Annotated in this window: 19 protein-coding genes; 8 read left to right on the forward strand and 11 right to left on the reverse strand. The window is 40.3% G+C overall.

The features are described from left to right. Positions 1–17 precede the first annotated feature (17 nt). From nuoH to ndhC, 7 genes are all read right to left on the reverse strand, one after another. Positions 18–1,034, reverse strand: a complete 1,017-nt coding sequence (gene nuoH / locus K6I41_RS15530) for an NADH-quinone oxidoreductase subunit NuoH (RefSeq protein ID WP_004703499.1) — start codon at positions 1,032–1,034, stop codon at positions 18–20. Positions 1,035–1,037: 3 nt separating this feature from the next. Further along, positions 1,038–3,722, reverse strand: coding sequence for an NADH-quinone oxidoreductase subunit NuoG (gene nuoG / locus K6I41_RS15535; protein ID WP_004794324.1), 2,685 nt, complete (start codon positions 3,720–3,722; stop codon positions 1,038–1,040). Positions 3,723–3,733: 11 nt separating this feature from the next. Beyond that, the gene (nuoF, locus tag K6I41_RS15540; RefSeq protein ID WP_049838194.1) at positions 3,734–5,065 is read right to left on the reverse strand and encodes an NADH-quinone oxidoreductase subunit NuoF; all 1,332 of its coding nucleotides are present in this window, start codon (positions 5,063–5,065) and stop codon (positions 3,734–3,736) included. Then, complete coding sequence (nuoE, locus tag K6I41_RS15545) at positions 5,062–5,571, reverse strand: NADH-quinone oxidoreductase subunit NuoE (RefSeq protein WP_005302974.1); 510 nt, start codon at positions 5,569–5,571, stop codon at positions 5,062–5,064. Before nuoE ends, nuoF begins: the two co-directional genes overlap by 4 nt. Before the next feature lie 13 nt (positions 5,572–5,584). After that, complete coding sequence (nuoC, locus tag K6I41_RS15550; protein WP_004794331.1) at positions 5,585–7,372, reverse strand: NADH-quinone oxidoreductase subunit C/D; 1,788 nt, start codon at positions 7,370–7,372, stop codon at positions 5,585–5,587. Positions 7,373–7,456: 84 nt separating this feature from the next. Then, positions 7,457–8,134 (reverse strand): NuoB/complex I 20 kDa subunit family protein, encoded by a 678-nt coding sequence (locus tag K6I41_RS15555; RefSeq protein ID WP_002050353.1) that lies wholly within the window; start codon positions 8,132–8,134, stop codon positions 7,457–7,459. Between the two features lie 6 nt (positions 8,135–8,140). Next, complete coding sequence (gene ndhC / locus K6I41_RS15560) at positions 8,141–8,692, reverse strand: NADH-quinone oxidoreductase subunit A (protein WP_003653481.1); 552 nt, start codon at positions 8,690–8,692, stop codon at positions 8,141–8,143. Between the two features lie 424 nt (positions 8,693–9,116). Between ndhC and K6I41_RS15565 the strand changes: the two genes are divergently transcribed. After that, entirely contained in the window at positions 9,117–10,535 is a 1,419-nt protein-coding gene (locus tag K6I41_RS15565; RefSeq protein WP_005302972.1) for a sensor domain-containing diguanylate cyclase, read from the forward strand. Positions 10,536–10,626: 91 nt separating this feature from the next. Further along, positions 10,627–10,980, forward strand: coding sequence for a hypothetical protein (locus K6I41_RS15570; RefSeq protein ID WP_002120022.1), 354 nt, complete (start codon positions 10,627–10,629; stop codon positions 10,978–10,980). 22 nt (positions 10,981–11,002) lie between these two features. On the opposite strand, the gene bfmS is transcribed toward K6I41_RS15570, so the two are convergent. From bfmS to K6I41_RS15585, 3 genes are read right to left on the reverse strand one after another with little or no spacing between them, the layout of a single operon-like run. After that, on the reverse strand, positions 11,003–12,652 hold the full coding sequence (gene bfmS / locus K6I41_RS15575; protein ID WP_216070635.1) for a sensor histidine kinase BfmS: 1,650 nt from the start codon (positions 12,650–12,652) through the stop codon (positions 11,003–11,005). 32 nt (positions 12,653–12,684) lie between these two features. Continuing rightward, the gene (gene bfmR, locus K6I41_RS15580) at positions 12,685–13,401 is read right to left on the reverse strand and encodes a response regulator transcription factor BfmR (protein ID WP_003653488.1); all 717 of its coding nucleotides are present in this window, start codon (positions 13,399–13,401) and stop codon (positions 12,685–12,687) included. After that, the gene (locus tag K6I41_RS15585) at positions 13,398–13,580 is read right to left on the reverse strand and encodes a hypothetical protein (protein WP_034679197.1); all 183 of its coding nucleotides are present in this window, start codon (positions 13,578–13,580) and stop codon (positions 13,398–13,400) included. The genes bfmR and K6I41_RS15585 overlap by 4 nt, the downstream gene beginning before the upstream one ends. Before the next feature lie 353 nt (positions 13,581–13,933). On the opposite strand from K6I41_RS15585, the gene K6I41_RS15590 reads away from it, so the two are divergent. From K6I41_RS15590 to K6I41_RS15600, 3 genes are all read left to right on the forward strand, one after another. Continuing rightward, the gene (locus K6I41_RS15590) at positions 13,934–16,765 is read left to right on the forward strand and encodes a ribonucleoside-diphosphate reductase subunit alpha (protein WP_004794340.1); all 2,832 of its coding nucleotides are present in this window, start codon (positions 13,934–13,936) and stop codon (positions 16,763–16,765) included. Between the two features lie 54 nt (positions 16,766–16,819). Next, on the forward strand, positions 16,820–16,954 hold the full coding sequence (locus tag K6I41_RS15595) for a preprotein translocase subunit YajC (protein WP_081399196.1): 135 nt from the start codon (positions 16,820–16,822) through the stop codon (positions 16,952–16,954). 138 nt (positions 16,955–17,092) lie between these two features. Further along, positions 17,093–18,376 carry a ribonucleotide-diphosphate reductase subunit beta gene (locus tag K6I41_RS15600; RefSeq protein ID WP_005302967.1) on the forward strand — a complete coding sequence of 428 codons (1,284 nt, stop codon included), beginning with the start codon at positions 17,093–17,095 and terminating at the stop codon, positions 18,374–18,376. A gap of 417 nt (positions 18,377–18,793) precedes the next feature. Here the strand turns inward: K6I41_RS15600 and K6I41_RS15605 are convergent, their stop codons facing one another. Beyond that, positions 18,794–19,552, reverse strand: coding sequence for a sulfite exporter TauE/SafE family protein (locus K6I41_RS15605; protein ID WP_013198848.1), 759 nt, complete (start codon positions 19,550–19,552; stop codon positions 18,794–18,796). A gap of 179 nt (positions 19,553–19,731) precedes the next feature. On the opposite strand from K6I41_RS15605, the gene K6I41_RS15610 reads away from it, so the two are divergent. From K6I41_RS15610 to K6I41_RS15620, 3 genes are read left to right on the forward strand one after another with little or no spacing between them, the layout of a single operon-like run. Continuing rightward, a complete protein-coding gene (locus K6I41_RS15610; RefSeq protein WP_005302962.1) occupies positions 19,732–20,514 on the forward strand; it encodes an iron-containing redox enzyme family protein in 783 nt (260 codons plus the stop codon). A gap of 26 nt (positions 20,515–20,540) precedes the next feature. Then, positions 20,541–21,821 (forward strand): pyridoxal phosphate-dependent aminotransferase, encoded by a 1,281-nt coding sequence (locus tag K6I41_RS15615; protein ID WP_198307563.1) that lies wholly within the window; start codon positions 20,541–20,543, stop codon positions 21,819–21,821. Positions 21,822–21,870: 49 nt separating this feature from the next. Beyond that, positions 21,871–23,583, forward strand: a complete 1,713-nt coding sequence (locus tag K6I41_RS15620; protein WP_250374747.1) for an FAD/NAD(P)-binding protein — start codon at positions 21,871–21,873, stop codon at positions 23,581–23,583. Positions 23,584–23,599: the final 16 nt, after the last annotated feature.

A 23,599-nucleotide genomic window follows, 5' to 3' on the forward strand; every position in this document is an offset into this window, starting at 1 on the left:
TTGTACTCCCTGCTGTCCTAGGCCTGATTCATCAGAATCACAGCACCAGTCACTAACAAGTTGACCAACGCCAATGGCAAACAAATTTTCCAACCAAAGTTCATGACTTGGTCATAACGTGGACGCATTAAAGAACCACGAGCCAAAACAAACATCATTACAAAGAATGCTGTTTTAATCACAAACCAGAATACTGGCGGAACAAATGGAATTTCTAAATTGAATGGTGCTAACCAACCACCGAAGAATAAAGTTACGATCAATGCAGAAATAAGTACCACGTTGACATATTCAGCAACGAAGAACATACCCCATTTCATACCACCATATTCAACATGGTAACCTTCAGCCAATTCTTGTTCTGCTTCTGGTTGGTCAAATGGATGACGGTGAGTTACCGCAACACCAGCAACCACAAAAATCAAGAAACCTAAGAATTGTGGAATAACGAACCAAACATCGCGTTGTGCTTCAACAATTTCACGAAGGTTAAATGAGCCTGCAATTGCAACCACACCCATCAATGAGATACCCAAGAACACTTCATAAGAAATGGTTTGAGCAGCTGAACGTAAACCACCAAGCAATGAGTATTTGTTATTTGAAGCCCAGCCACCAAACAATACTGCATAGACTGCAATACCAGCCATTGCCATGAAGAACAACAAACCGATACTCATGTCAGCAACACCCAGTGAAGGACTCACCGGGATTACCATGAATGAAAGAACCGCTGTTGCCATTGCAACAGCTGGTGCTAAACGGAATGTAAGTTTGTCAGCAAATTTTGGTGTCCAGTCTTCTTTGAACATGATCTTAAGCATGTCGGCAACGATCTGGAACATACCACCAGGACCGACACGGTTCGGACCATAACGGTCTTGCCACCAAGCAAGTAAACGACGTTCAATGAAAGACATCAACGCTGCAACTAAAACGACAACAAGCAAAATCACAACTGCTTGAACTACAGCGTAGGCGATTGGCCAGTTCTCAGCCCAAAGTGGCGTTTGACGTATAATTTCTTGATTCATGAATTACACTCCTAAAGCCACTGAAACAGGCTCAGCTAGTGACACCATTGGTGCTAAACCAACTGGGTAACCAATATAACCTGTAGGTAAATATTCAATTACTTGTACAGGCAAGCTCACACTGGTTTCGCCTGCTTTTACAGTAATGCGTTGACCTTCTTGAAGGTTCAAACGAGTTGCATCTTGTTCACCCACTGCAAACATAGCTTCTGGAATACGAGTTTCCATTGCAGGTGTTTTAATAGTGAATTCACCAGAACCAAAAATATGATGCATTGGTACTAAGCGGAAACTTTCAGGGTTTGCAACTACAGCCACTGGAGCAACATAGCTACGCGCAGGGCGTTTTGCCAAGCGATCGAATAAACGAACACCTGAATCACCACCTTTTAAGTGACCACCTACTTCATCTTGGTATTTGTTCCAAGATTGTGGAGAGTTCCAGCCCGGAGCCCACGCAAATGGTACTAATGATGATGCTTTTTGCGGACCAACATAACCTTCCATTGAGAATGTTAATGCTGAATCTGGATCGGTAGGCTGTTTCGGCTCATGAACTGATAACGGCGCACGCATTGCTGTACGGCCTGAATAACGACGTGGTTCACGCGCAATTTTCAAACCATGTACACGGTAACCAGCATCAGGTGCCACATCTTGAATTGCTTCAAGTACTGGTACATTTTTCACGATGCTTTCAATCACATCATCAAGCAATGTCCAATCTACAGCCTTACCTTTAATGCCAGTTTCAATGGCATGTAACCAACGCCATGATTCTTTAATTGCATATTCAGGCTTGTAGTAACTTGGATCGTAAACTTGATAGAAGCGCTGTGCACGACCTTCTTGGCTTACAACAGTACCGTCACCTTCTGCAAAGCTTGCTGCTGAAAGAACAATATCAGCCTGTTTCACAGTTTCAGTTTCACTGTGATCAAGCACGATTACTGTTTCAGCTTTATCTAGTGCAGCTTTTACTTGAGCAGCAGGTAAACGACGGAACAAGTCATTTTCAACAATAACAAGTGTGTCGTAGTCTTGAGCAAATGCTTGTTCAAGGCTTAAGCCACCAAACAATGCCAAGCCCATAGAGTTCACTTCAGGAACCACAAGACTTAAACCAGCTTTAGAACCTAAGTTCTGAGTCAATTCAGCCGCAGCTTCCATAATAGAAGCATCTTGCAAACTTGTACCCGCAATGATTAATGGTTTATTTGCTGTTTTTAAAGTGTCAGCAATGGTTTGAGCGAATGCTTTTGCATCGTCATCCAGACCAATTAATACATCACCTTTCACTGCTGCTGCTACGGCAAAGCCTAAACGTGCAATATCATTTGGAGAAGCAACAACTTCACCAGTTGCAACGTCGGCAAGACGAGTTTGAGTTGCAGCCAAGATATAGATCGGAGATTTTGCTTCTTGACCAATACGTTGTACAGGTTCAGCCAACCAATCTGGAGTACGTGTTTTCGCAGCCATTTCGCGAGCTTTGTTTTTCGCAGCTTGGCGAACAGACAATGCCATACGTGGAGCAGTTTGAGTCAGGTCTTCACCTAAAATCAGAACAGCATCGTAGCTTTCGATTTCACGCATGTTCGGGTTATAAATACCCTCGGTTTGCATGATAGACGCAGCAAGTTCAACAAGTTTTTGTTCTTTTTGAGCAACACCAGTTGAGTAATTTGCCTGACCTACAAGCTCACGTAGTGCGTAGTTCGATTCCAAGCTTGCGCGAGGAGAACCAATACCCAAGACTTTTTTGCCTTGAAGCTTTGCAATCGTTTGATCTAAAGCTTGATCAACAGAAACAGTTGCAACAGTTTCACCGTTACGGAACTGAGGCTGACGTGGACGGTCTGCACGGTTTACATAACCTGTGCCAAAACGACCTTTATCACAAAGGAAGTACTGGTTAACCGAACCATTAAAACGGTTTTCTACGCGACGGATTTCACCATAACGCTCACCCGGAGAAATGTTACAACCAGAAGAACAGCCTTGACACACGCTTGGTGCATACTGCATGTCCCATTTACGGTTATAACGCTCTGAATGAGTCTTATCAGTAAATACACCTGTTGGACATACTTCAGTCAAGTTACCAGAGAATTCAGACTCTAAAGTACCTGATTCTGGACGACCAAAGTAAACACGAGATGCATTGGCATATACGCCAAAATCTGTACCGCCCGCATAGTCTTTGTAGTAACGAACACAACGGTAACAAGCAATACAACGGTTCATTTCATGCGCAATGAATGAGCCGAGTTCTTGGTTGTAATGCGTACGTTTTGTGAAGCGGTAACGACGACGGTCATGACCCGTCATTACAGTCATATCTTGTAAGTGACAGTGACCACCCTCTTCACAGACTGGACAGTCGTGCGGGTGATTCGTCATCAAAAATTCAACAATAGATGCACGGAAATCCGTTGCTTCCTTGTCTTCAATTGAGATATAGGTATTGTCAGATGCTGGTGTCATGCAAGACATGACTAAACGACCACGCGTATCTTCTGGATTCGCATATTGCGTAACAGCACATTGACGGCAAGAACCAACCGAACCTAAGGATGGATGCCAACAAAAATATGGGATGTCGATGCCCAGACTCAAACATGCTTGTAGCAAGTTTTCCGAGCCGTTGACTTCATACGATTTTCCATCGACATGAATTGTAGCCATAGTCGAATTCCTTAAGCTTGTTCTACGTTGCTGGTTTGCACGACAGGACGAGTCGTCACTTTCGCTTCAAACTCACCACGGAAATGTTTGAGTGCGCCCATAAGCGGCTCCATCGCACCTGGTGCGTGGGCACAGAAAGTTTTACCGATCCATAATTTACGAGTCAATTCTTGTAAATGGTCGATATCTTCTTTCTTACCTTCGCCTGCTTCAAGTGCTTTAAGCGCTTTAACAGCCCATGGCAAACCATCACGACATGGTGTACAGAAACCACATGATTCACGCGCAAAGAACTCTTCTAAGTTACGAGTGAGCGATACCATGCATTGGGTTTCATCTACAACCATCAATAAACATGTTCCCAAACGAGAACCTGCTTTCATAATCGTGTCTGCATCCATTGGTAAATCAATGGTATCTGCTGGTAAAAAGTCAGTTGAAGCACCGCCCGGTAACCATGCTTTAAGCTTTAAGCCTTCTCGCATACCACCAGCATGATCTTCAATCACTTCACGTGCAGTTGTACCAAATGGCAATTCCCAAAGACCTGGGAATTTCACTTTACCTGACGCACCATAAATTTTAGTGCCTGGGTCTTTTGATTTACCTGCTGATAAACCGATATACCACTCTGGACCACGAAGCATAATTGCTGGCAAGTTGTTATAAGTTTCAACGTTGTTCACAATTGTTGGACGGCCCCATGCTCCTGCAACTTGCGGGAACGGTGGCTTAGTACGAGGGTTAGCACGACGACCTTCAAGCGAGTTAATCAATGCAGTTTCTTCACCACAGATATAACGCCCTGCACCCGTATGTACATGCAACTCAAAATTCCAGCCAGAACCTAAAATATTTTCGCCTAAATAGCCTTTAGCACGAATCTGTTCTAACGCTTCATTTAGATATTGAGCAGCCTCGATGTATTCACCACGGATAAAGATATAACCATGAGTCGCCTCTAAGGTATAACCCGCAATCAACATCCCTTCGATCAATTGATGTGGAAGTTTTTCCATCAACAAACGGTCTTTAAAGGTACCCGGTTCCATTTCATCGGCATTACAGATCAAATAACGTGGACCACCATCATTTGGTGCCATTAATGACCATTTAATACCCGCTGGGAAACCCGCACCACCACGACCTTTTACGGTTGCAGCTTTAATCACGTCTAACACTTCAGCAGGTTTCATGCCTAATGCTTTTTTAAAGCCAGCATAACCTTCAAGTGCTTCGTAATCATCAGCACCACGAACTTCGTCACGTTTGCTTAAACGCCAAGTTAGTGGATGAGTTTCTGGATTACCGTCGCCATAAATTGGTTTTGGTTCAGTATTCATACATACTTCTCCAATAACTGTTTGACCGATGTCACTTCAACTAAACCGTGAGTATCTTCATCAATCATTAAAGTTGGGCCTTTGTCGCAGTTGCCTAAGCAGCAAATTGGAAGCAGCGTAAAACGACCATCTGGTGTCGTCTGACCATACTGAATTCCTAGTTCGCGCTGGAATGCTTCAGCAAGTGTTTCTGCACCCATTAAGAAGCAAGCAATTGAGTCACAAAGCAAAATTACGTGACGACCTACCGGATGGCGATAGATACGGTTGTAAAATGTTGCAACACCTTCCAAATCAGCAACACTCATCGACAATAACTGTGCGATGGCATTCATTTGAGCGTCATCTACCCAACCATTACGGCGCTGTACACACTTCAATGCATCCAAAGAGGCTGCACGAGGGTATGGATAGTGACCAATGTGATGTTCGATATCGTGAATTTCTTCCGCAGTCAAAATTCCTTCAACATTCACACGTGGCTTTTTATCAGTCAAAATCATCATTATGTGTTACCTCTTAGCGATCCACGTCAGCCATAACCACGTCAATGGTCGCCAGATAAATGATTAAGTCAGATACCAAACTTCCGTTAATCACTGAAGGCATTTGCTGTAAGTGAGTAAACGTCGGTGTACGAATACGAGTACGATAACTCATCGTCGCTTTATCTGAAGTCAAGTAGTAAGTACTTGCGCCTTTAACCACTTCAGTCATAAATGATGACTCGCCCGCTGGCATGACAGGACCCCATGAAACGCTCAAGAAGTGCGTAATCAAGGTTTCAATATCTTGTAATGTCTTATCTTTCGGTGGTGGAACAGCCAATGGATGATCCGCTTTATATGGACCAGAAGGCATGTTATCCAAACACTGTTGAATAATTTTTAACGACTCAGTAATTTCACGGAAGTGAACGAGTACACGTGCATATGCATCGCCTTCATACTCAACTGGCACATCAAAATCGAAGTTTTCATAGCCACTGTATGGACGATATTTACGAACGTCAAAATCAATACCTGTCGCACGTAAACCAGTACCAGTTACACCCCATGCGAGTGCAGATTTGGCATCGTATTGTGCAACGTTACGTGTACGACCAATAAACACAGAGTTTTTCAATGCCGCTGTGTAATATTCGTTTAAGCGCTTAGGCATCCACTCTAGCAATTCTTTAACAAGTTTTTGCCAGTTGTTTGGAAGATCGTGTGCTGTACCACCAATACGGAACCATGCTGGATGCATACGGTAACCCGTGATTGCTTCAACAATGTCGTAAACTTTTTGACGGTCTGCGAACATATAGAATACTGGTGTCATACCACCGGCATCCTGAATTGCCGTACCACAGAATAATAAGTGGTTATTAATACGGAACAATTCGTTCAACATGACACGAATCACTTGCGCACGTTCAGGAACTTTAATACCAGCCATTTGCTCTACAGCCATTACATACGGCATGTTTTGAGCACAACCACCTAAATAGTCAACACGGTCAGTATAAGGAATGAAAGAATGCCATGTTTGACGTTCAGCCATCTTTTCCACACCACGGTGGTGATAACCGATATCAGGAACACAGTCCTTCACTTCTTCGCCATCTAACTGCAATACAACACGGAACGCACCATGTGCAGATGGATGGTTAGGACCCAAGTTCAAGAACATGAAGTCTTCGTCAGCGTTACCACGCTTAAGACCCCAGTCTTCTGGCACAAAGCGTAAGTGCTCTTGTTCAAAGTCTTGTTTCGCTTTGTCTTGCATGTACGGCGTATATTCTGTCGCACGTGCTGAATATTCTTTACGAAGCGGGTGACCTTCCCAATACGTTGGCAACAAGATACGACGGAGCATTGGATGCCCTTCGAAATTGATACCGAACATATCGTAAGCTTCACGTTCATACCAGTTGGCATTTGGCCAGATATTAGTCGCTGTCGGAAGGTTAAGATCATTTTCGTTCAAGGCAACCTTGATACGAATGTCACTATTACGCTCAAGCGATAATAAATGATAGAACACAGTGAAGTCAGATGCTGGTAAACCATCACGATGAACACGTAAACGCTCATCCATCGCAGACAAGTCAAACAGCATTACATATGGACGTTCCACTTTACGTAGGAACATAAGGACTTCTTGCACGCGTGCGCGCTCAACCCAGACTGTTGGAAACTCTTCAAAAGTCGCCTGCACGTAAAAGTTCTCACCAAATTTGGTTTTGAGTTCTTCTACGATTGCAAATGCTGGGCGTGAATCAACTGGTGTTGACTCTGGCATAGCAATGTCAGTTTCAGCCATTGGCTTGGCTTCCTATTTAATACAAATTCTGTCAATTTTCTCGATGAACATATCGGTTAGATATGTCAAAACACCGTCAAAAAATTATTTAATCTCATCCATAGAGCGTAAGTTTTTAACGGCAATACGCTGCGCATTCTTACGGTCACGTTCTGGCATCATCTTTGGCTTATACACTGGCTGAAGATCATCACCGATCACGGCAGAAAGCGGGCGTCGCTCTAATTGAATCTGGTCTTGTAAAAGCATTAAAGCTTGAATTAATGCTTCAGGACGAGGCGGACAACCTGGGACGTACACGTCAACAGGAATAATTTTGTCTACACCTTGAACTACTGAATAGATGTCGTACATACCTCCAGAGTTTGCACAAGCACCCATCGAGATGACCCATTTAGGCTCTAACATCTGTTCATATAGACGCTGAATAACTGGTGCCATTTTTACGAAACAGGTTCCTGCAACAATCATCAAGTCAGCTTGACGAGGTGAAGCACGGATAACCTCTGCGCCGAAACGTGACAAGTCATGCACACCTGTTAAGGTCGTTGCATATTCAACGTAACAACAAGAGGTACCAAAGTTAAATGGCCACAAGGAGTTTTTACGCCCCCAGTTTACTGCTGTATGCAAGACATCCTCTAAACGAGTCATGAATACGTTTTTATTCACTTCCTCTTCTAGTGGATCTGTCACGATTTGACGTTCTTGCAATGGGTATTGATCAGCATCCGGATTCGCGCGGGTCAGAGTATATTTCATCCCGACTTACTCCTTTTCAGATGACAATGCAGGTGTAGTTTTTGACTTAACACGACCTGATGATTGAGCTGGAATCTGGCCTGTAGGGTCAGTTACGAGCTCTTCAATAGAGTTAAAGCGTGTAATTTCAGCAATGTTCATTGTTGGTGAACCGATTTTAATCGCCTCACCTGCTGATTTACGGCGATCTGCTGGTGACCAACTTAAAGCACCTACAGAGAAGGCATAAACAAGCGCAATCAATAAATCAACGACAAAGATCACGACAGTGGTATATCCCAACCACCCTACTTCACGCACAGAAGTAGACCATGCATAGAGGTAAAGTGCCTCTAAGTCGAAGACAACAAAGAAAATTGCAACTAAATAGAACTTTGCAGACAGGCGAATGCGAGCGCCACCAGCACTCACGACACCCGATTCAAACTGCTCTTGCTTAGCACGCCCCCACGATTTCCCCCCGAGGAGTAAGGGAACTGTGAGCATAAAGACGCAAAGAAATGTAACGCCGATCACGAAGGCGATAATCGCCCAGTCGTATGGAGTAATGGCACTCATGCGGGGATAACTCCTGGCAGGCCTATTATTTAACAAAGAATGTATGTATTGGCCTTCAAATACACCAAACACAAAATTAATCCCGCCAATTGTACCTGATTTCTAATTTCGCATGCTAGTTGAAGCGTCTTAGTCTTTCGGATGATTTTCTAAACAAAACTATTCTTCTATGGGTTGTAAGGGGGGTTTCACCGCACATAATCGGTTTATTTAATAGTTTTTTTGTTTATGATGATTTTTTTCATTTTTTAATTTTAGAATATTTACACAGTTCATCGACTATTAAGTTTTAATAACTTACTTTTTTATAATATTAGTTTGTTTTTTATTGTATTCAGCTTCTCCTCTGAATTATGATGAATGTTTAGTCATGCATAATATTTTATTACTCTTGGATAAGAGTATTTATCATTAAGGGCAGCTGATGCCATACTCACTTCGTGAATTTTCATTTTTCTCCTCTTTAAAAATTTTTCTCCTGTTTAGCTTCATTATTGCAGTATGTTGTTTTATTGGCATCGCATCTCGCCCTTTAAGCTTTCTCGCATTCTTCTGGCCTGCTAACTCTGTTTTGCTTGGTTTACTCATTCGCTTTCCAAGCACACGTCGATTAAGCTCATTTTTAGGTGCTTATAGCGGCTATGTCGTTGCCGATCTGCTTCAGGGTACTCCATTTGCTCTTACACTCGTTTTAACAACGTCAAATTTTCTTTATGTTGTTACTACGTTTGCACTCTATATGTTTTTTAATCAGCATATTAAAGCGGCCTACCGAGGTTATTCTTACCTTTTTTTATTTGCTTTATGCGGAGTAGGAAGCGTAGCAGGCGCATTGTTTGCAGCAACTTTCGTACCCATGTTTAATACTAAATTTATGCTAGGTGGTTTGTGGGATGAATTCGGTTACTGGTTCACTTCAGAATTGCAAAATGCTCTACTTCTTTTACCGATCATATTGAACCTACCTCAATATAGTCAGGTAAAACATTATTTTTCAAGAAATCGCGGCTTACAAGTAACCGACCTTTTACCTTTCGGGGCTGTCCTCATTTCTATTGCAGCCAGTTATTATGACTCTGGTCCCGGTTCGCTACTCTACCCAATTGCTGCACTGATTTGGTGTGCAATTCGCTACAAACCTATTGTTGTTGCACTCATTACAAGTCTTACCAGTGCCTACATTATTTATCATGTTTCTGGACATTATCTTTTACTCTATCCGAATGACTATTTCAGCAATACGATTTCAATTCGTATTGGGTTAATCATGATGACGATTGCCCCTCTTACGGTTTCCAGTATTAGCGTTTTACACTCAGAATTAATTCAAAAGCTTCAACACGCGATTGCGCATGACGAGTTAACCTCAAGTCTCACTCGACGCCAATTTTTGCAGTCGGTCAGACTACTTCAAGAAAAAGTGCACAAGGAAAATAAAACCTCGGCCTTTTTTATGTTGGATGTAGACCATTTCAAACAAGTTAACGACAACTACGGCCATCAAATAGGAGACCGTGCTCTACAGACCTGCGTTACCACTATTCAAAATATTTTGCATCCTCATGATTTATTAGGACGATTTGGCGGTGAAGAATTTGCAATTTTCATTGCAGATACCACAAAAGAGAGTGCCTTTGACCTTGCAGAGCAAATACGAATTAAAATTAGTCAGCAACCGATTTATATTTATGGGAAATTACCAATTTTCATACAAGTCAGTATTGGTATAAGTTTATATTCCCCTTCATCCCATAGAGCGATTGAAAATTTATTTAAAGAAGCAGATGACGCCTTATATCAAGCAAAACGCCAAGGGCGTAATCGGGTCTTTATATCTTTATAGGTTTTCATTTAATCATCTAGTGTAATGAATTTTATACAATAACCTGTGTTTTGCCATGTATGCTAATAACAGATAATAAGGAGAAAAATGCATGACTCTAGAATATACGCATAAACCAAACTACTACTTGTTTGCTCAGTTACTTGTGCGACATATAGAAAGCTATATTCACAAACATCCAGATGCGAATAATGCAATTTTTGACTTGCGAGATGTCTATGAAATATTTAGACAGGATTTTGCGTCAACGACAACAAACCTAGAAGGTATTTTGCATATTGCAGATGAATATAAAATAGAAACGCTTAATGGAGATCAACCTCTTATTCAAAAATACCAGATTGATGCAAAAAACAATTCATTACTGATCGACTTTAATTCCGATGCGTTAACCAGCTTAAGAAGCGGAAAACCCATTTTGGAACCAGATGCAACTCAATTATAAGTAATGCAATAAAAAAGCACCTTTATGAAGGTGCTTTTTTATTGGTTTTCAAAGGAGGTTGTTTAAAGCGTTTTGCAGGCCATGTCATGATAAAGCGAGCTCCACCTAAGGTAGGACTTTCATCTACTTTAATCTCACCACCGAACCAGTAAGCAATACGACTTACAATTGACAACCCTAAACCATAACCACCCGACGCACGCGTACGGCTGTCATCTAAACGGGCAAAGGCTTCAAATACTCTTTGACGATCTTGCTCAGGAATTCCGGCGCCATCATCTTCAACACAAACAAAGGCCATGCCATCGCTGTGAATACCACCTGTAATACGAACTTTGTTATCACAATAACGAACAGCATTACCCACCAAGTTTTGAACCACCCGATGTAAATAACGGCGCTCCGCATCGACTTTCAAATAAACGGGAGGAGCAACAAGCTCAATTTCTTTTTGCGTTTTTAAAGCTTCAGTTTCTACCGCAACCTGATCCAATACATCAAATAGCGCAATTTCAGCAAAATCTAATGAAGGTGTACCCTGCTCTAGCTTTGCATAAGTCATGATTTCATCAATTAAGGTATTAAGCGCCTCAATATCTTTATCAATCATATCGACCTGATGCATACGATGATTGTAGTCGTCTTCCTCTGCCAACATCTCTGTACCAAAGCGTATACGTGCAACCGGCGTTCTAAGTTCATGAGATACAGCTCTCATCAACTCACGCTGAGCCTCAATTAAACGCTGAATATGATCAGACATATTGTTATAACTTGATGCCAAGTTTGCCATTTCATCACTTCCTTCAATAGGAACACGCAATGACAGATCACCCGACTTCATGCGGTTTAACGCATAACGTACTTGGCGAATTTTACGCTCTAACGGCAAGATAAGACCATAAACACCTAAACTCAGTAAGAATAGGCTAAATAAGGTAATTCCGGCAGAAAGCTGTAAAGGCATCCAGTTAAACATTGGAACCGGTCCAAGAACCAGAACTCGTGTAGGCTGATTTGGTATTGGAGATACGATTGAAATGGTTGTGCCACGCATTGTTGCACTATCTTTGTACAACATGACACTTTGATCTTGGCGCAAACGACCAATTTGCTCAGAGTCTAGATTAATATCTTGAATATTGTAGATATTAATTGGATATGAAAAATGTTTTTGAATCTTGGCAAGATATTCTTGTTCTTGCCCCGGATAAAACATTAGATAATCAAGTACAAAAATAGGGAGAGCCTTCATTTGGCGCTCACTAATTTTGTCTACTTTTATCGATAAAAAATGCTGAGGATCGTCACGTAAACCAATAATGATATACGCAATACTATTACTGGCATCGTAACGGACAACAGACTTTTGAGCTTCGATCCTTTTTTTCTCAGTACGAGATAACTCGACCTTACTCGCATCAGTGTAATAAATTGGAAGTTCCAATAAATCTGATGCATCTGAAACCCAGTCTATTTTCTGTTGCTTCCCTGGTTGTCGAGCGACTCCCTCACTGATGACATAAGAAATACCATCAGTTAAAGATTCACGGTATTCTTGAGCACGCTGATAATTGATAATTTGTACAAGCAAATAACCAAAAACGGCAACCAAAACAACAAGAATTACCAGTCCCGCATAGATTCGCAGGAATATGCTGTGTTTAAACACTCGACCAACCTTATAGGAAGTTTATTCAGATCTTATAACCCATTGGTTTCTTTAACGAACAAGTAACCTTTACTACGCACTGTTTTAATACGTTTTGGATTTTCAGGATCATCACCAATTTTTGGACGAATACGTGAGATACGGACATCGATTGAACGGTCCTGACCATCGTATTCAATACCGCGTAAACGTTCGAAGATATCTTCACGCGATAAGATACGACCAGCATTTGATGCAAGCAACCATAATAGGTCATATTCTGCGCTAGTGAAATCAACAAGCTCACCATGCAGTGTTACAGAACGGCCGCCATTATCAATTACAAGGTCATCAAATTCGATACGCTGTGCAACTTCGTCTTCTACAGTTTTATCTGTGCGACGTAATAGTGCACGAATACGCGCTAATAGCACACGTGGTTGAACTGGTTTAGCAACATAGTCGTCTGCACCCATTTCTAGACCAAGTACCTGATCCATATCTTCTGTACGTGCAGTCAACATCAAAATCGGTTGATGATAATGTGGACGAACTTCACGGCAAACAGTTAAGCCATCGGCACCCGGCAACATGACATCCAAGACCACTAGGTCTGGTTGTTCACTAATAATACGACGAATTGCACGGTTACCATCAGTTTCTACACCAACTTCCAAGCCGTTGCGGATTAAATACTCTTGAGTTAATCGTGCTAAACGCTCGTCATCTTCAACGATCAGAATCTTTGGTAACTTTTCTTCTTGGCTCATATCATTGCCCCTATAAATCTCATTACATGCATCTTAAAAATCTTGCAGATACATTCGTTTATCATTTGCAATATACACACGTTTACATTGTAAACAAGTAGGCGTTCACCAAACTGATACATGACAACCGTGTTTTGTTGCATTTTATTAACCTTTGAATTTTCTCGTGTTTTTAACATTTAGTTATTGTTATGAAATTTCATATTCTATTCATATTTCCAATGTATGAATATTAAACAAATTATTTCTTCTCCTACATTAATTGTATTTAAGTGATTGTTTTTTGAGTTATCCACAAAGTTATCTATAAGCGTTTTTTAATAGCTTTGCTATGCTATCTCCCATCAAATCATACAGATAAAAAATTACTAAAAAGTCAAGATTGATCTGCTATGAAAAATCCCGTATCTTGTGTTCAAAATAAACTTTAACTACTAAGTCTTGTGTTTATCCCTCAAACATCGTGGCATACTTTTTGCTCGGTTCAAACGGTCTATAAACATAACAAAAGTGACAATGGAGCTATGCTGGCATGAGCGTAATTACTTCGACTCCCGGTCAAATTCAGGTGATCAAACGCACTGGAGATGTTGCTGCATTTGATGCAGAGAAAATTTCTGTTGCGATTGGTAAAGCTTTTCTTGCTGTGGAAGGTCAACAGAGTTCGGATTCAAGCCGTATTCACGACCGTATTACCCAACTGACGGAAATGGTATTAAATACTTTCACTCGTCGTTTACCATCAGGCGGTACAATCCATATTGAAGAAATTCAAGATCAGGTTGAACTTGCTTTAATGCGTACCGGAGAACAGAAAGTTGCCCGCGCTTACGTAATTTACCGCGAACAACGTACTACTGCTCGTCAGCAAACGAACTCAAATCACCATCCTACATTACAAGTTACCGATGCTAACGGTCAGCTTCAGCCACTTGATTTAAGTGCATTGCAAGCAACTGTAGCGAAAGCAGCTGAAGGTTTGGAAGGTATTGACGTTCAGGCTATTGTTGATGAAACCGTTAAGAACTTATATAACGGCGTAAAAGAAAGTGATATTGCCACTACAATGATGATGGCAACACGTACTCGTATTGAACAAGAACCAAACTATACTTACGTAACTGCACGTTTGCTTTCTAGTGAATTAGTGAGCACAGGTTTAGCGTTCTTAGGCTTGCCTACAGATACTCCTGAAAACAATGCACTTGAAGCCTTTTTGAAAAAAGGTGTAGAGCTTGACTTGCTTTCACCAGACTTGCTTGATTTCGATTTAGAGAAATTGGCAGCAGCAATTCAACCAGAACGCTCTAATCAGTTTACCTACTTAGGTTTACAGACTTTATTTGACCGTTACTTCATTCACTCAAACGGCGTTCGCTTCGAATTACCACAATTATTCTTCATGCGTGTGTCGATGGGTCTTGCGTTAAATGAGCAAGATAAAGAAGAACGTGCAATCGAGTTCTATAACTTATTATCTAGCTTCGACTACATGGCATCTACGCCTACCCTGTTTAACTCAGGTACGTTACGTCCACAGCTTTCTAGTTGTTACTTAACAACAATTGGCGATGACCTTTACGACATTTATGGCGCAATGCGTGATAACGCTATGCTTTCTAAATGGGCTGGTGGTTTAGGAAATGACTGGACACCTGTACGTGCATTGAACTCTTACATTAAAGGTACAAACGGTAAGTCTCAGGGGGTAGTTCCATTCCTAAAAGTTGCGAACGATACAGCTGTTGCAGTAAACCAAGGTGGTAAGCGTAAAGGTGCCGTGTGTGCATACTTAGAAACTTGGCACTTAGACATCGAAGAGTTTTTAGAACTTCGTAAAAACACTGGTGATGACCGTCGCCGTACACACGACATGAACACTGCGAACTGGGTTCCAGACTTGTTTATGCAACGTGTATTTGAAGATGGTGAATGGACACTATTTACCCCTTCTGAAACTCCAGACTTGCACGACTTAACTGGTGCTGAATTTGCTGAGCGTTATGCTTACTATGAGTCTGTAGCGAAAGAAACCAACATGCTACATAAGAAAGTACGTGCTAAAGACTTATGGCGCAAAATGCTTTCTATGTTGTTTGAAACTGGTCACCCGTGGATTACGTTCAAAGATGTATGTAACTTACGTTCACCACAACAACATGTTGGTGTAGTTCACTCATCTAACTTATGTACTGAAATTACCTTGAATACAAATCAAGACGAAATCGCAGTATGTAACTTGGGCTCAATCAACCTTGTACAACACGTTCAAGGTGGTGTGTTAGACCGTGAAAAGTTAGCTCGCACAATTAAAACAGCCGTACGCATGCTCGATAACGTTATCGACATTAACTACTACGCTGTACCACAAGCGAAAAACTCGAACTTGAAACACCGCCCAGTGGGTATGGGTATCATGGGCTTCCAAGATGCTTTATATGAAATGAACATCGCTTACGGTTCAGACGCTGCTATTGATTTTGCTGATGAATCAATGGAAGTGATTAGCTACTACGCGATTGAAACTTCAAGCAACTTAGCTGTTGAACGTGGTTCTTACTCAACGTTCAAAGGTTCATTGTGGGATCAAGGTATCCTTCCAATCGACTCTTTAGAAATTGTTGCGAAATCTCGTCCAGAGCGCATGTTCGAAGTTGACCGTACTCAACGTTTAGACTGGGACACTTTACGTGCCAAAGTTCAAAAAGACGGTATGCGTAACTCAAACGTGATGGCGATTGCTCCTACTGCAACCATCTCTAACATTTGTGGTGTTTCTCAGTCTATTGAGCCAACATTCCAGAACTTATATGTGAAATCTAACTTGTCTGGTGAGTTCACTGTAATTAACCCTTACCTCGTTCGTGCATTAAAAGATCGTGGTCTTTGGGACACAGTGATGGTTAATGACTTGAAACACTTTGAAGGTTCAGTACAAAAAATTGCTCGTATTCCTGAAGAATTAAAAGCAATCTTTGCTACTGCATTTGAAGTAGATACACGTTGGATCGTTGATGCTGCATCACGCCGTCAAAAGTGGATTGATCAAGCTCAGTCTCTTAACCTTTACATCTCTGGTGCTAATGGTAAGAAACTTGACATCACTTACAAGATGGCATGGTTACGTGGTCTTAAGACGACTTATTACCTCCGAGCTTTAGGCGCAACTTCTGCTGAAAAATCTACAATCAACACAGGTGCTTTAAACGCAGTTAAACCTGCGACTGTTGAAGCAGCGGCAGTTGCTGCGCCTGTTGTAGAAGCGAAAAAACCAGAAGCTGTTGAAGAAGATGGTTTTACTCAAGCAGCTCCAGTTCCAATGGCTTGTTCAATCGACAACCCAGATTGTGAAGCTTGCCAATAACATTCAATAAAATTGCTCTTTTTCACTAAAGAGCAATTTTAAGAGGTAAAGATTATGCTTTTTCATCTCAGCCATAACTATATGCTTGGTGTTGGAGTTTTAATCTTTGCCTTTCTTTTCTTTTATATACCATTGATTTACGCATTTTTCACAATACGTAAGCAACAGCGTAAGCAAAATAAGTTGTAGTGAGTAGAGACCAGAGGCCCAAAATTTGGTCATGCATCAATAAAACTTAATTTTGTTTACACATTAAAAGCGTATAGTAGGGACATCTTCGTTTAAGAGATGTCAAATATAGATATACACAACGAAGAGAGAACAAAAATGTCTATCCTTAGTTGGGACGATTTTGAAGATGATTCGCAAAAACCGGCTGCACCTGAACACAAGTCTGCGCCCATCCAACCGGAAAAAACGTCTGATTCGCAGAATGTATCTGCTGCGCAGTCATCATCGCAGAGCGTGGCAGCTCCACAATCCGCTGGAACCCATTCCGTGCGACCAACAGTTGCCTCCGATACGGTGGCTAGAGCCTCTGCAGCCTTAGAACACTTAGATGTTGCCCCTGGCCTTGAAGAGCTAGAAATGGGCGCGCAACGTGTTCAAGTTGACGACAAAGCAATGATTAACTGTCGTGCGGACTTGAACCAGCTTGTTCCATTTAAATATGAGTGGGCTTGGCAGAAGTATCTTGACGGGTGTGCAAACCACTGGATGCCGCAAGAAGTAAACATGAACCTAGACATCGCGCTTTGGAAGTCTGAAAACGGCTTAACTGAAGATGAGCGTACGATTGTTATGCGTTCTTTAGGTTTCTTCTCGACTGCGGACTCTTTGGTTGCAAACAACTTAGTATTGGCAATTTACCGCCACATTACTAACCCTGAATGCCGTCAGTACATTTTGCGTCAAGCATTTGAAGAAGCGATTCACACCCACGCTTACCAATACTGTATCGAATCTTTAGGTATGGATGAAGGCGAAGTCTTCAACATGTACCGTGAAGTTCCATCTGTTGCGCGTAAAGCAGCGTGGGGATTGAAATATACTCAATCTTTAACTGATCCTAATTTCCACACAGGCACGCCTGAAAACGACCAACGCTTACTTCGTAATCTGATTGCATTCTACTGTGTTCTTGAAGGGATCTTCTTCTACTGTGGCTTTACTCAAATTTTGAGTATGGGTCGCCGTAACAAGATGAACGGTGTTGCTGAGCAATTCCAATACATCTTGCGTGATGAGTCTATGCACTTGAACTTTGGTATCGATATGATTAACCAAATCAAGATTGAGAACCCTCACCTTTGGAGCGCTGAGTTCCAACAAGAAGTGGTTCAAATGATTGTTGAAGGCACAATGCTTGAAATCGAATATGCGCGTGACACAATGCCACGTGGTGTATTGGGTATGAACGCAAGCATGATGGAAGAATATTTGAAATTCATCTGTAACCGCCGTTTATCTCAGTTAGGTTTACCAGAGCAATTTGCTGGTGTAACAAATCCATTTGCATGGATGTCTGAGATGATGGACTTACGTAAAGAGAAGAACTTCTTTGAAACTCGCGTAACTGACTACCAAACTGGTGGTGCGTTAAGCTGGTAAGTTTAAGCATCTGCTAAATAAAAAACCGCTATCTATAGCGGTTTTTTTATTGGCTATCGCCTCCTGTATCTTACGCACATCACGTTCAAGTATGTATCAATCTTTAGCAATCTTGCTAAATTGACTCCCCTATACTTATCTCTTGTGACTTTCTCACTTAAATTAATTTTAAATGAACTTCATGCAAAGTTTACTGGGTCTATAGTTAGTTTTGTCAGAACCCACTATCACGCCATTAAAACCAATTATAACTGGGTATTTATTAATTGGTTTTATTTCACTATAGGCATCAAGGTATTAATTAATATTTCCTACAAAGCAATATATTTATCTTACCCTTCGTTATTAAAACAAATAGAATAAAATTAAAATTATTAATATCCAAATCAATTAGCTTAAGTATTGCTAATAATAAATTTATATTGTTAAAGCGTATTTAACAATAATCGAGATTCCAGATAGCAGTACAATGACATTAATAATTTTCAAGAATTGTTGTTTAGACAATTTAAGTGTAATTCGCTTGCCAATGAACGCACCTATCAACATTGATGGAATAAACAAAAGCGCAAGTGAAAATAAGTTATCCGAAAAGTACACACCCGCTGTAGTAAATAAAATGACTCGAAAAACCGTACTGCACCCAATTAATGTAGTTTGAGTAACACGGATTTTTTCTGGGGTTTCGATTCGTCCATTGAGGTAAATCGCATATAAAAACCCACCGCTACCAAACATGGCTCCTAAGAAACCACCAGATAACCCAAAAGGAAAAACAAATTTTTTCTCTAGTTTTTTCTGGGGTTTAAAGCCGCTTAATGAGTAAATCGCATATAAAAGCGTAAATATGCCAAATGCTAGAAGTGCGTAACTTGCATTCACTCTCATCAGTAGTATAAAGCCAAGAAAACTACCGACAAACATAAGTGGTATTAGGAATTTCAATTCAGAAAAGTCTGCCTTCTTACCATCTTTAATAACATTCGAAATGGCAGCAAACATATCTAGTAAGGCTAAAAGGGGAATAATTTGAGAGAGAGGTAAAAAGTTAAGTAATACAGGGCTCGCAATTAACGCAGTTCCAAAACCAACCATTCCAAAAATAATATAAGAAAAAACTATTGTTATTAACATTATTGAAAGTTGCAGCACTGAAAAATATTCTAAAAGATACATTTAAAATTCCATTTTTGATTTTTAACCAAGTCAAACTATACAAAAATATAAATCACCACATAAATATTAGATAATTTTATCAAACATTAAAATATTTAATACTCATTTTTTTTGATTATTTCTTTGTTATAAAAATTTCGCTGTAAAAATAAATTTCATTATAAAAGGATAATTCAAGAATGAACTCTAAAGTAATCATCAATGGAAATGTTGATTGTAAAGGAACTATTAGTGCTGAGTTAGATGAATTCATTACTAAAATGGATGATCATGAAATTTTTCAAAACAATTATTTCAAGCATTTAACTTCTACGTCTTGGACGCCAGAATCATATATCTTATTTCGTGACAACTTCTTCTATCGTACAGAGCTGACAGTGAAAGGAATTGCTCATGTATGTTCACGATCTGCTTTTGAAAATGATATGGACACCCTAGTCCTATTCACCCACATCTTAAGTGAAGAAACAGGTATGGGTGAAAAGGCCAAGTGTCATGAAATCTTTATGGAGAATGCGCTCAATGTATTTGGCGCTGCAGAATACAATCTTCCAGAGATGAAGGTTCAACAAGCTAAGAATAGTGATCGAATCATCGCAGAGACATTACAGTATCGGGATACTATCCAAGGTTTGATTACAGGCAGTTATCCTCGCATGTTAGGAGCAGTCATGGCCCTCGAGAATCATGCAGATAAGATGCTTACAGTATTCCGTGAAGCATTCCGATTTAATAACAAAAACCTTGATCCAAATGAATTCGTTAAGAAAGTTGAAGTCTATTTTAACGCCCATATCGAAAATGGCGTCGAAGATCGTCACGCTCAAGATGCTAAACAGTGTGTCCATAATAACTGTAATGATCAAGAAGACCTTGATGAGATTAAGTTCGGTGCGAATGAAACATTAAAAGCCCAGCTTAAGATGTGGAATGCAATGTTTAATCAAGCTGTATCACTTTAATTAAAAACGGATTTTGAGATCTAATAATGCAAAACTTAGGTATTTCACAAGCAGCCTTGAATTTACGTGAATCAATTACACACGGAACTAAGGCGAAAATTTTAGAATTAAATCAAAAATCTAATGCAGATGATCAGGTCATTGATTTAAGTATTGGTACATTGGATGAAAAGACTAATAGCGGCATTGATAATGCGGTTAAGAGTTATATCTCGAATAATGCTGCAATTATCCATGAGTTTGCTCCAGTTAAAGGCTTCCCTTTCTTACGAAAGTCTATTGCTGAGCGTGTGAAGCGTTTACGAGACATCAGCTTCAACCCAGATACTGAAATCATGGTGACTCCAGGCGGTATTAAAGGCGCTATCACCGTCGTATTCCATACACTTCTAAATCCAGACGATGAAGTGATTTACCCAGTACCAAACTGGCCTCATTACGCGGACATGATTGAATTACACTTAGGTAAAGCTAAACCAATCTATGTCAAAGACTTTTATAACCAAGCGATTGATGTAGTTGAATTAGAAAAGACCATTACAGATAAGACCAAAATTATCATTCTTGGTGACTGTCTAAACCCTTCTGGCAAAATTTATACTCGTGATGACTTAGAGTCGATTTCGAAAGTGATTTTAACTACCAATGCCGAACGTTTATCAAAAGGTCTAAGCCCAATCTATGTGCTTTTTGATTGTCCGTATGAATCACATATTTTGAATACTAAGCCTGCAAACATTTCAAATATTACGCAGCAGTTTAAGGCCCAGACACACTCTATGTGGGACTACACCATTTATATCACTGGTCCCGGTAAAACCTATGGAATGCATGGTGACCGATCTGGATATATTTGTGCTTCGGACAAACTGATTAAAGTTATGGAGAAGGTACAGGTTAACTTAAACTCATTTGCTTCCACCTATGCCCAAATTGCGACGCATGAAGCAATGCAAGAATACATGGATGACGTTGCAAAGAAACGCGCGGTAGTTGCGAGACAAAACATGCAGACATTCATTGAGGATTTGAAAAGCTGCACTGGTTTAGAAGTGACTGAGCCTGAAGGTGGATTTTTCTTATTCTTGGACTTGTCAAAGTATGGCGACAAAATCCAAAAGCTAGGATTTGATTCAGCCGATCAATATCTTTTGGAAACAGCAAAAGTTGCTTCTATTGGAGGCATGCATTTTGGTGAAAACATCGATAGCCTCCGACATTACATTCGCATGAATTGTGGACGTGATCCAGTGACTCTAAAGGCAGCCGCAGCACGTATTAAAGAAGCCCTTCAGAAATTGAACTAACTCATATTATTCAGGAAGTTAATTTTTAACTTCCTGAATTTACATTTTTATGGACGATATTACTTTGAAAAAGTTCTGTATCATTGGAATGGGATTCTCAGGTACGTGTACCTTCATCAGCTTTGTAAAAAAATTACTAAATCAAGAGATTAATCATAAGTCATGCTCTATTACTCTTGTTGAAATGCGTGAATCTCTTGGACATGGGAATCCATACGACAAAGACGAATTATTGGCTGGTCATTTGTGTAATAACCCTGCCCATTCAATGTCGCTTTGGGATAACGACTTTGTGGATTGGATGGCAGAAAATAAAAACCATCTGATGACTCATTACCCCCACCTAGTTTATAAGAAATCTTTGGCTGGTGAATCGCAAGTCTTCCCCGATCCTAACGCTTTTTACCCTAGAGCTTTGTTTGGTATCTATCTGAATGATAGATTCAAAAAATACCTAGAATTAGCCAAATTAAATCGTATAAAAGTTGAAGTTTACAATGGCTATGAAGCTATCGATGGCTACGAGGCTAAAGGCGGTTATAATTTAGTTATTAAGAATCAAAACTTAAATCAAACAATTGAATTAAAAGGGTTTTCTAAGCTGTTGCTGACTATCGGACACTGGACTGCAAGTCGTTTAGACTCTGAACAGAGTTTATTCGTAAAACCCTACCCTTTTCAAAAAGTCTTAATGAGACTTAATGACATTATTAGACAAGATCATAAGCCAAATGTTCTTGTTCGCGGTATGGGCCCTAGTGGTGTTGATACCGTCATCACTCTATTTAGCGAAGGATCGTTTGCAACTGAAAACGGAGCCTTCTCAAGCTATCAGAAGGCCGTGACAGATGAAAACTTCAAAGCCTATGTTGTTAGTCGTTCGGGATACTTTCCAGCGGTACGAGGCAATAAGCCTAACTATGACTTTAAGTATTTCACTCATGAATCTTTCCCTGAGTTGCAGCAGCACTTAAATCAGGTTTTATCACTAGATGATATTCTTCATCTGCTTGACCTTGAGCTTAAAAATGCAACTAACGGTGAAGTGTCATTCAATGATTTGTGCAACTTGAAATTTGCAAATGCTTATGAAAAGTTGAAATATGATCTGGAACACCAAGAGCTTAATGACTTAATTAACATGATCATTCTTAAAGTACGAAGAATGAAGTTTTACCGTTATTTAAGTAGTCATGATAAAAAACGCTACGACCAAGAGTTTGATCATTTATTCATTCGTCTTGCCGTACCAATCCCGCTGGAAAATGCACAAAAGCTGAAATGCCTATTTGAAGCTGGTCTACTCCAATCAATTAAACTTGGCTATAACAGCGACCCCCTAAAGATAATGGATAGCCATGTACAACTCACTGATGATCTAGGGTATTCATTTGATTTTGATCTTGTAGTGAATACGATCAGTCAAGACTTTGATATCTATAAGCATCCTTCAGTATTGGTTAAATCATTGTTAGAGCAAAAGAATATTGTCCCGAATATGGAAGATGAATATAACACTGGAGGTTTGATGCTAGATGGTTTCGAGACCTACAAACTCATGGAAAATCGTAGAGGATCCATAAAGCCCTCGGAGTATTTTTACTCTTTTGGTGTGCTTACCCGATACTGGCAAAATGAACGCAACTTTTCCAAAGCGATTGTTGATGCAGCTGATTCTGTCTCGACTGATTGGGTTGAATTGTTTCAAAAGCATCTCAGTGAACCAATATTTACGCCAGAACAACTTTATAAAATTAGTTAATCGGACAAGGAAAACG

Origin of the sequence: Acinetobacter sp. AS23, assembly GCF_023612055.1 — a bacterium.
Taxonomy (GTDB): domain Bacteria; phylum Pseudomonadota; class Gammaproteobacteria; order Pseudomonadales; family Moraxellaceae; genus Acinetobacter; species Acinetobacter oleivorans.

Bases quoted from the DNA above. Each gene is read 5' to 3' on its own strand.
- K6I41_RS15555 (WP_002050353.1), bottom strand. From the start codon at position 8,134: ATGAAATATACTCTGACCCGCGCGAATCCGGATGCTGATCAATACCCA.
- K6I41_RS15600 (WP_005302967.1), top strand. From the start codon at position 17,093: ATGTCTATCCTTAGTTGGGACGATTTTGAAGATGATTCGCAAAAACCG.
- K6I41_RS15615 (WP_198307563.1), top strand. From the start codon at position 20,541: ATGCAAAACTTAGGTATTTCACAAGCAGCCTTGAATTTACGTGAATCA.
- nuoC (WP_004794331.1), bottom strand. From the start codon at position 7,372: ATGGCTGAAACTGACATTGCTATGCCAGAGTCAACACCAGTTGATTCA.
- nuoH (WP_004703499.1), bottom strand. From the start codon at position 1,034: ATGAATCAAGAAATTATACGTCAAACGCCACTTTGGGCTGAGAACTGG.
- nuoE (WP_005302974.1), bottom strand. From the start codon at position 5,571: ATGATGATTTTGACTGATAAAAAGCCACGTGTGAATGTTGAAGGAATT.
- ndhC (WP_003653481.1), bottom strand. From the start codon at position 8,692: ATGAGTGCCATTACTCCATACGACTGGGCGATTATCGCCTTCGTGATC.
- K6I41_RS15590 (WP_004794340.1), top strand. From the start codon at position 13,934: ATGAGCGTAATTACTTCGACTCCCGGTCAAATTCAGGTGATCAAACGC.
- K6I41_RS15585 (WP_034679197.1), bottom strand. From the start codon at position 13,580: ATGTTAAAAACACGAGAAAATTCAAAGGTTAATAAAATGCAACAAAAC.
- K6I41_RS15595 (WP_081399196.1), top strand. From the start codon at position 16,820: ATGCTTTTTCATCTCAGCCATAACTATATGCTTGGTGTTGGAGTTTTA.
- K6I41_RS15610 (WP_005302962.1), top strand. From the start codon at position 19,732: ATGAACTCTAAAGTAATCATCAATGGAAATGTTGATTGTAAAGGAACT.
- K6I41_RS15570 (WP_002120022.1), top strand. From the start codon at position 10,627: ATGACTCTAGAATATACGCATAAACCAAACTACTACTTGTTTGCTCAG.
- nuoF (WP_049838194.1), bottom strand. From the start codon at position 5,065: ATGAATACTGAACCAAAACCAATTTATGGCGACGGTAATCCAGAAACT.
- K6I41_RS15565 (WP_005302972.1), top strand. From the start codon at position 9,117: ATGCCATACTCACTTCGTGAATTTTCATTTTTCTCCTCTTTAAAAATT.
- K6I41_RS15620 (WP_250374747.1), top strand. From the start codon at position 21,871: ATGGACGATATTACTTTGAAAAAGTTCTGTATCATTGGAATGGGATTC.
- nuoG (WP_004794324.1), bottom strand. From the start codon at position 3,722: ATGGCTACAATTCATGTCGATGGAAAATCGTATGAAGTCAACGGCTCG.
- bfmR (WP_003653488.1), bottom strand. From the start codon at position 13,401: ATGAGCCAAGAAGAAAAGTTACCAAAGATTCTGATCGTTGAAGATGAC.
- K6I41_RS15605 (WP_013198848.1), bottom strand. From the start codon at position 19,552: ATGTATCTTTTAGAATATTTTTCAGTGCTGCAACTTTCAATAATGTTA.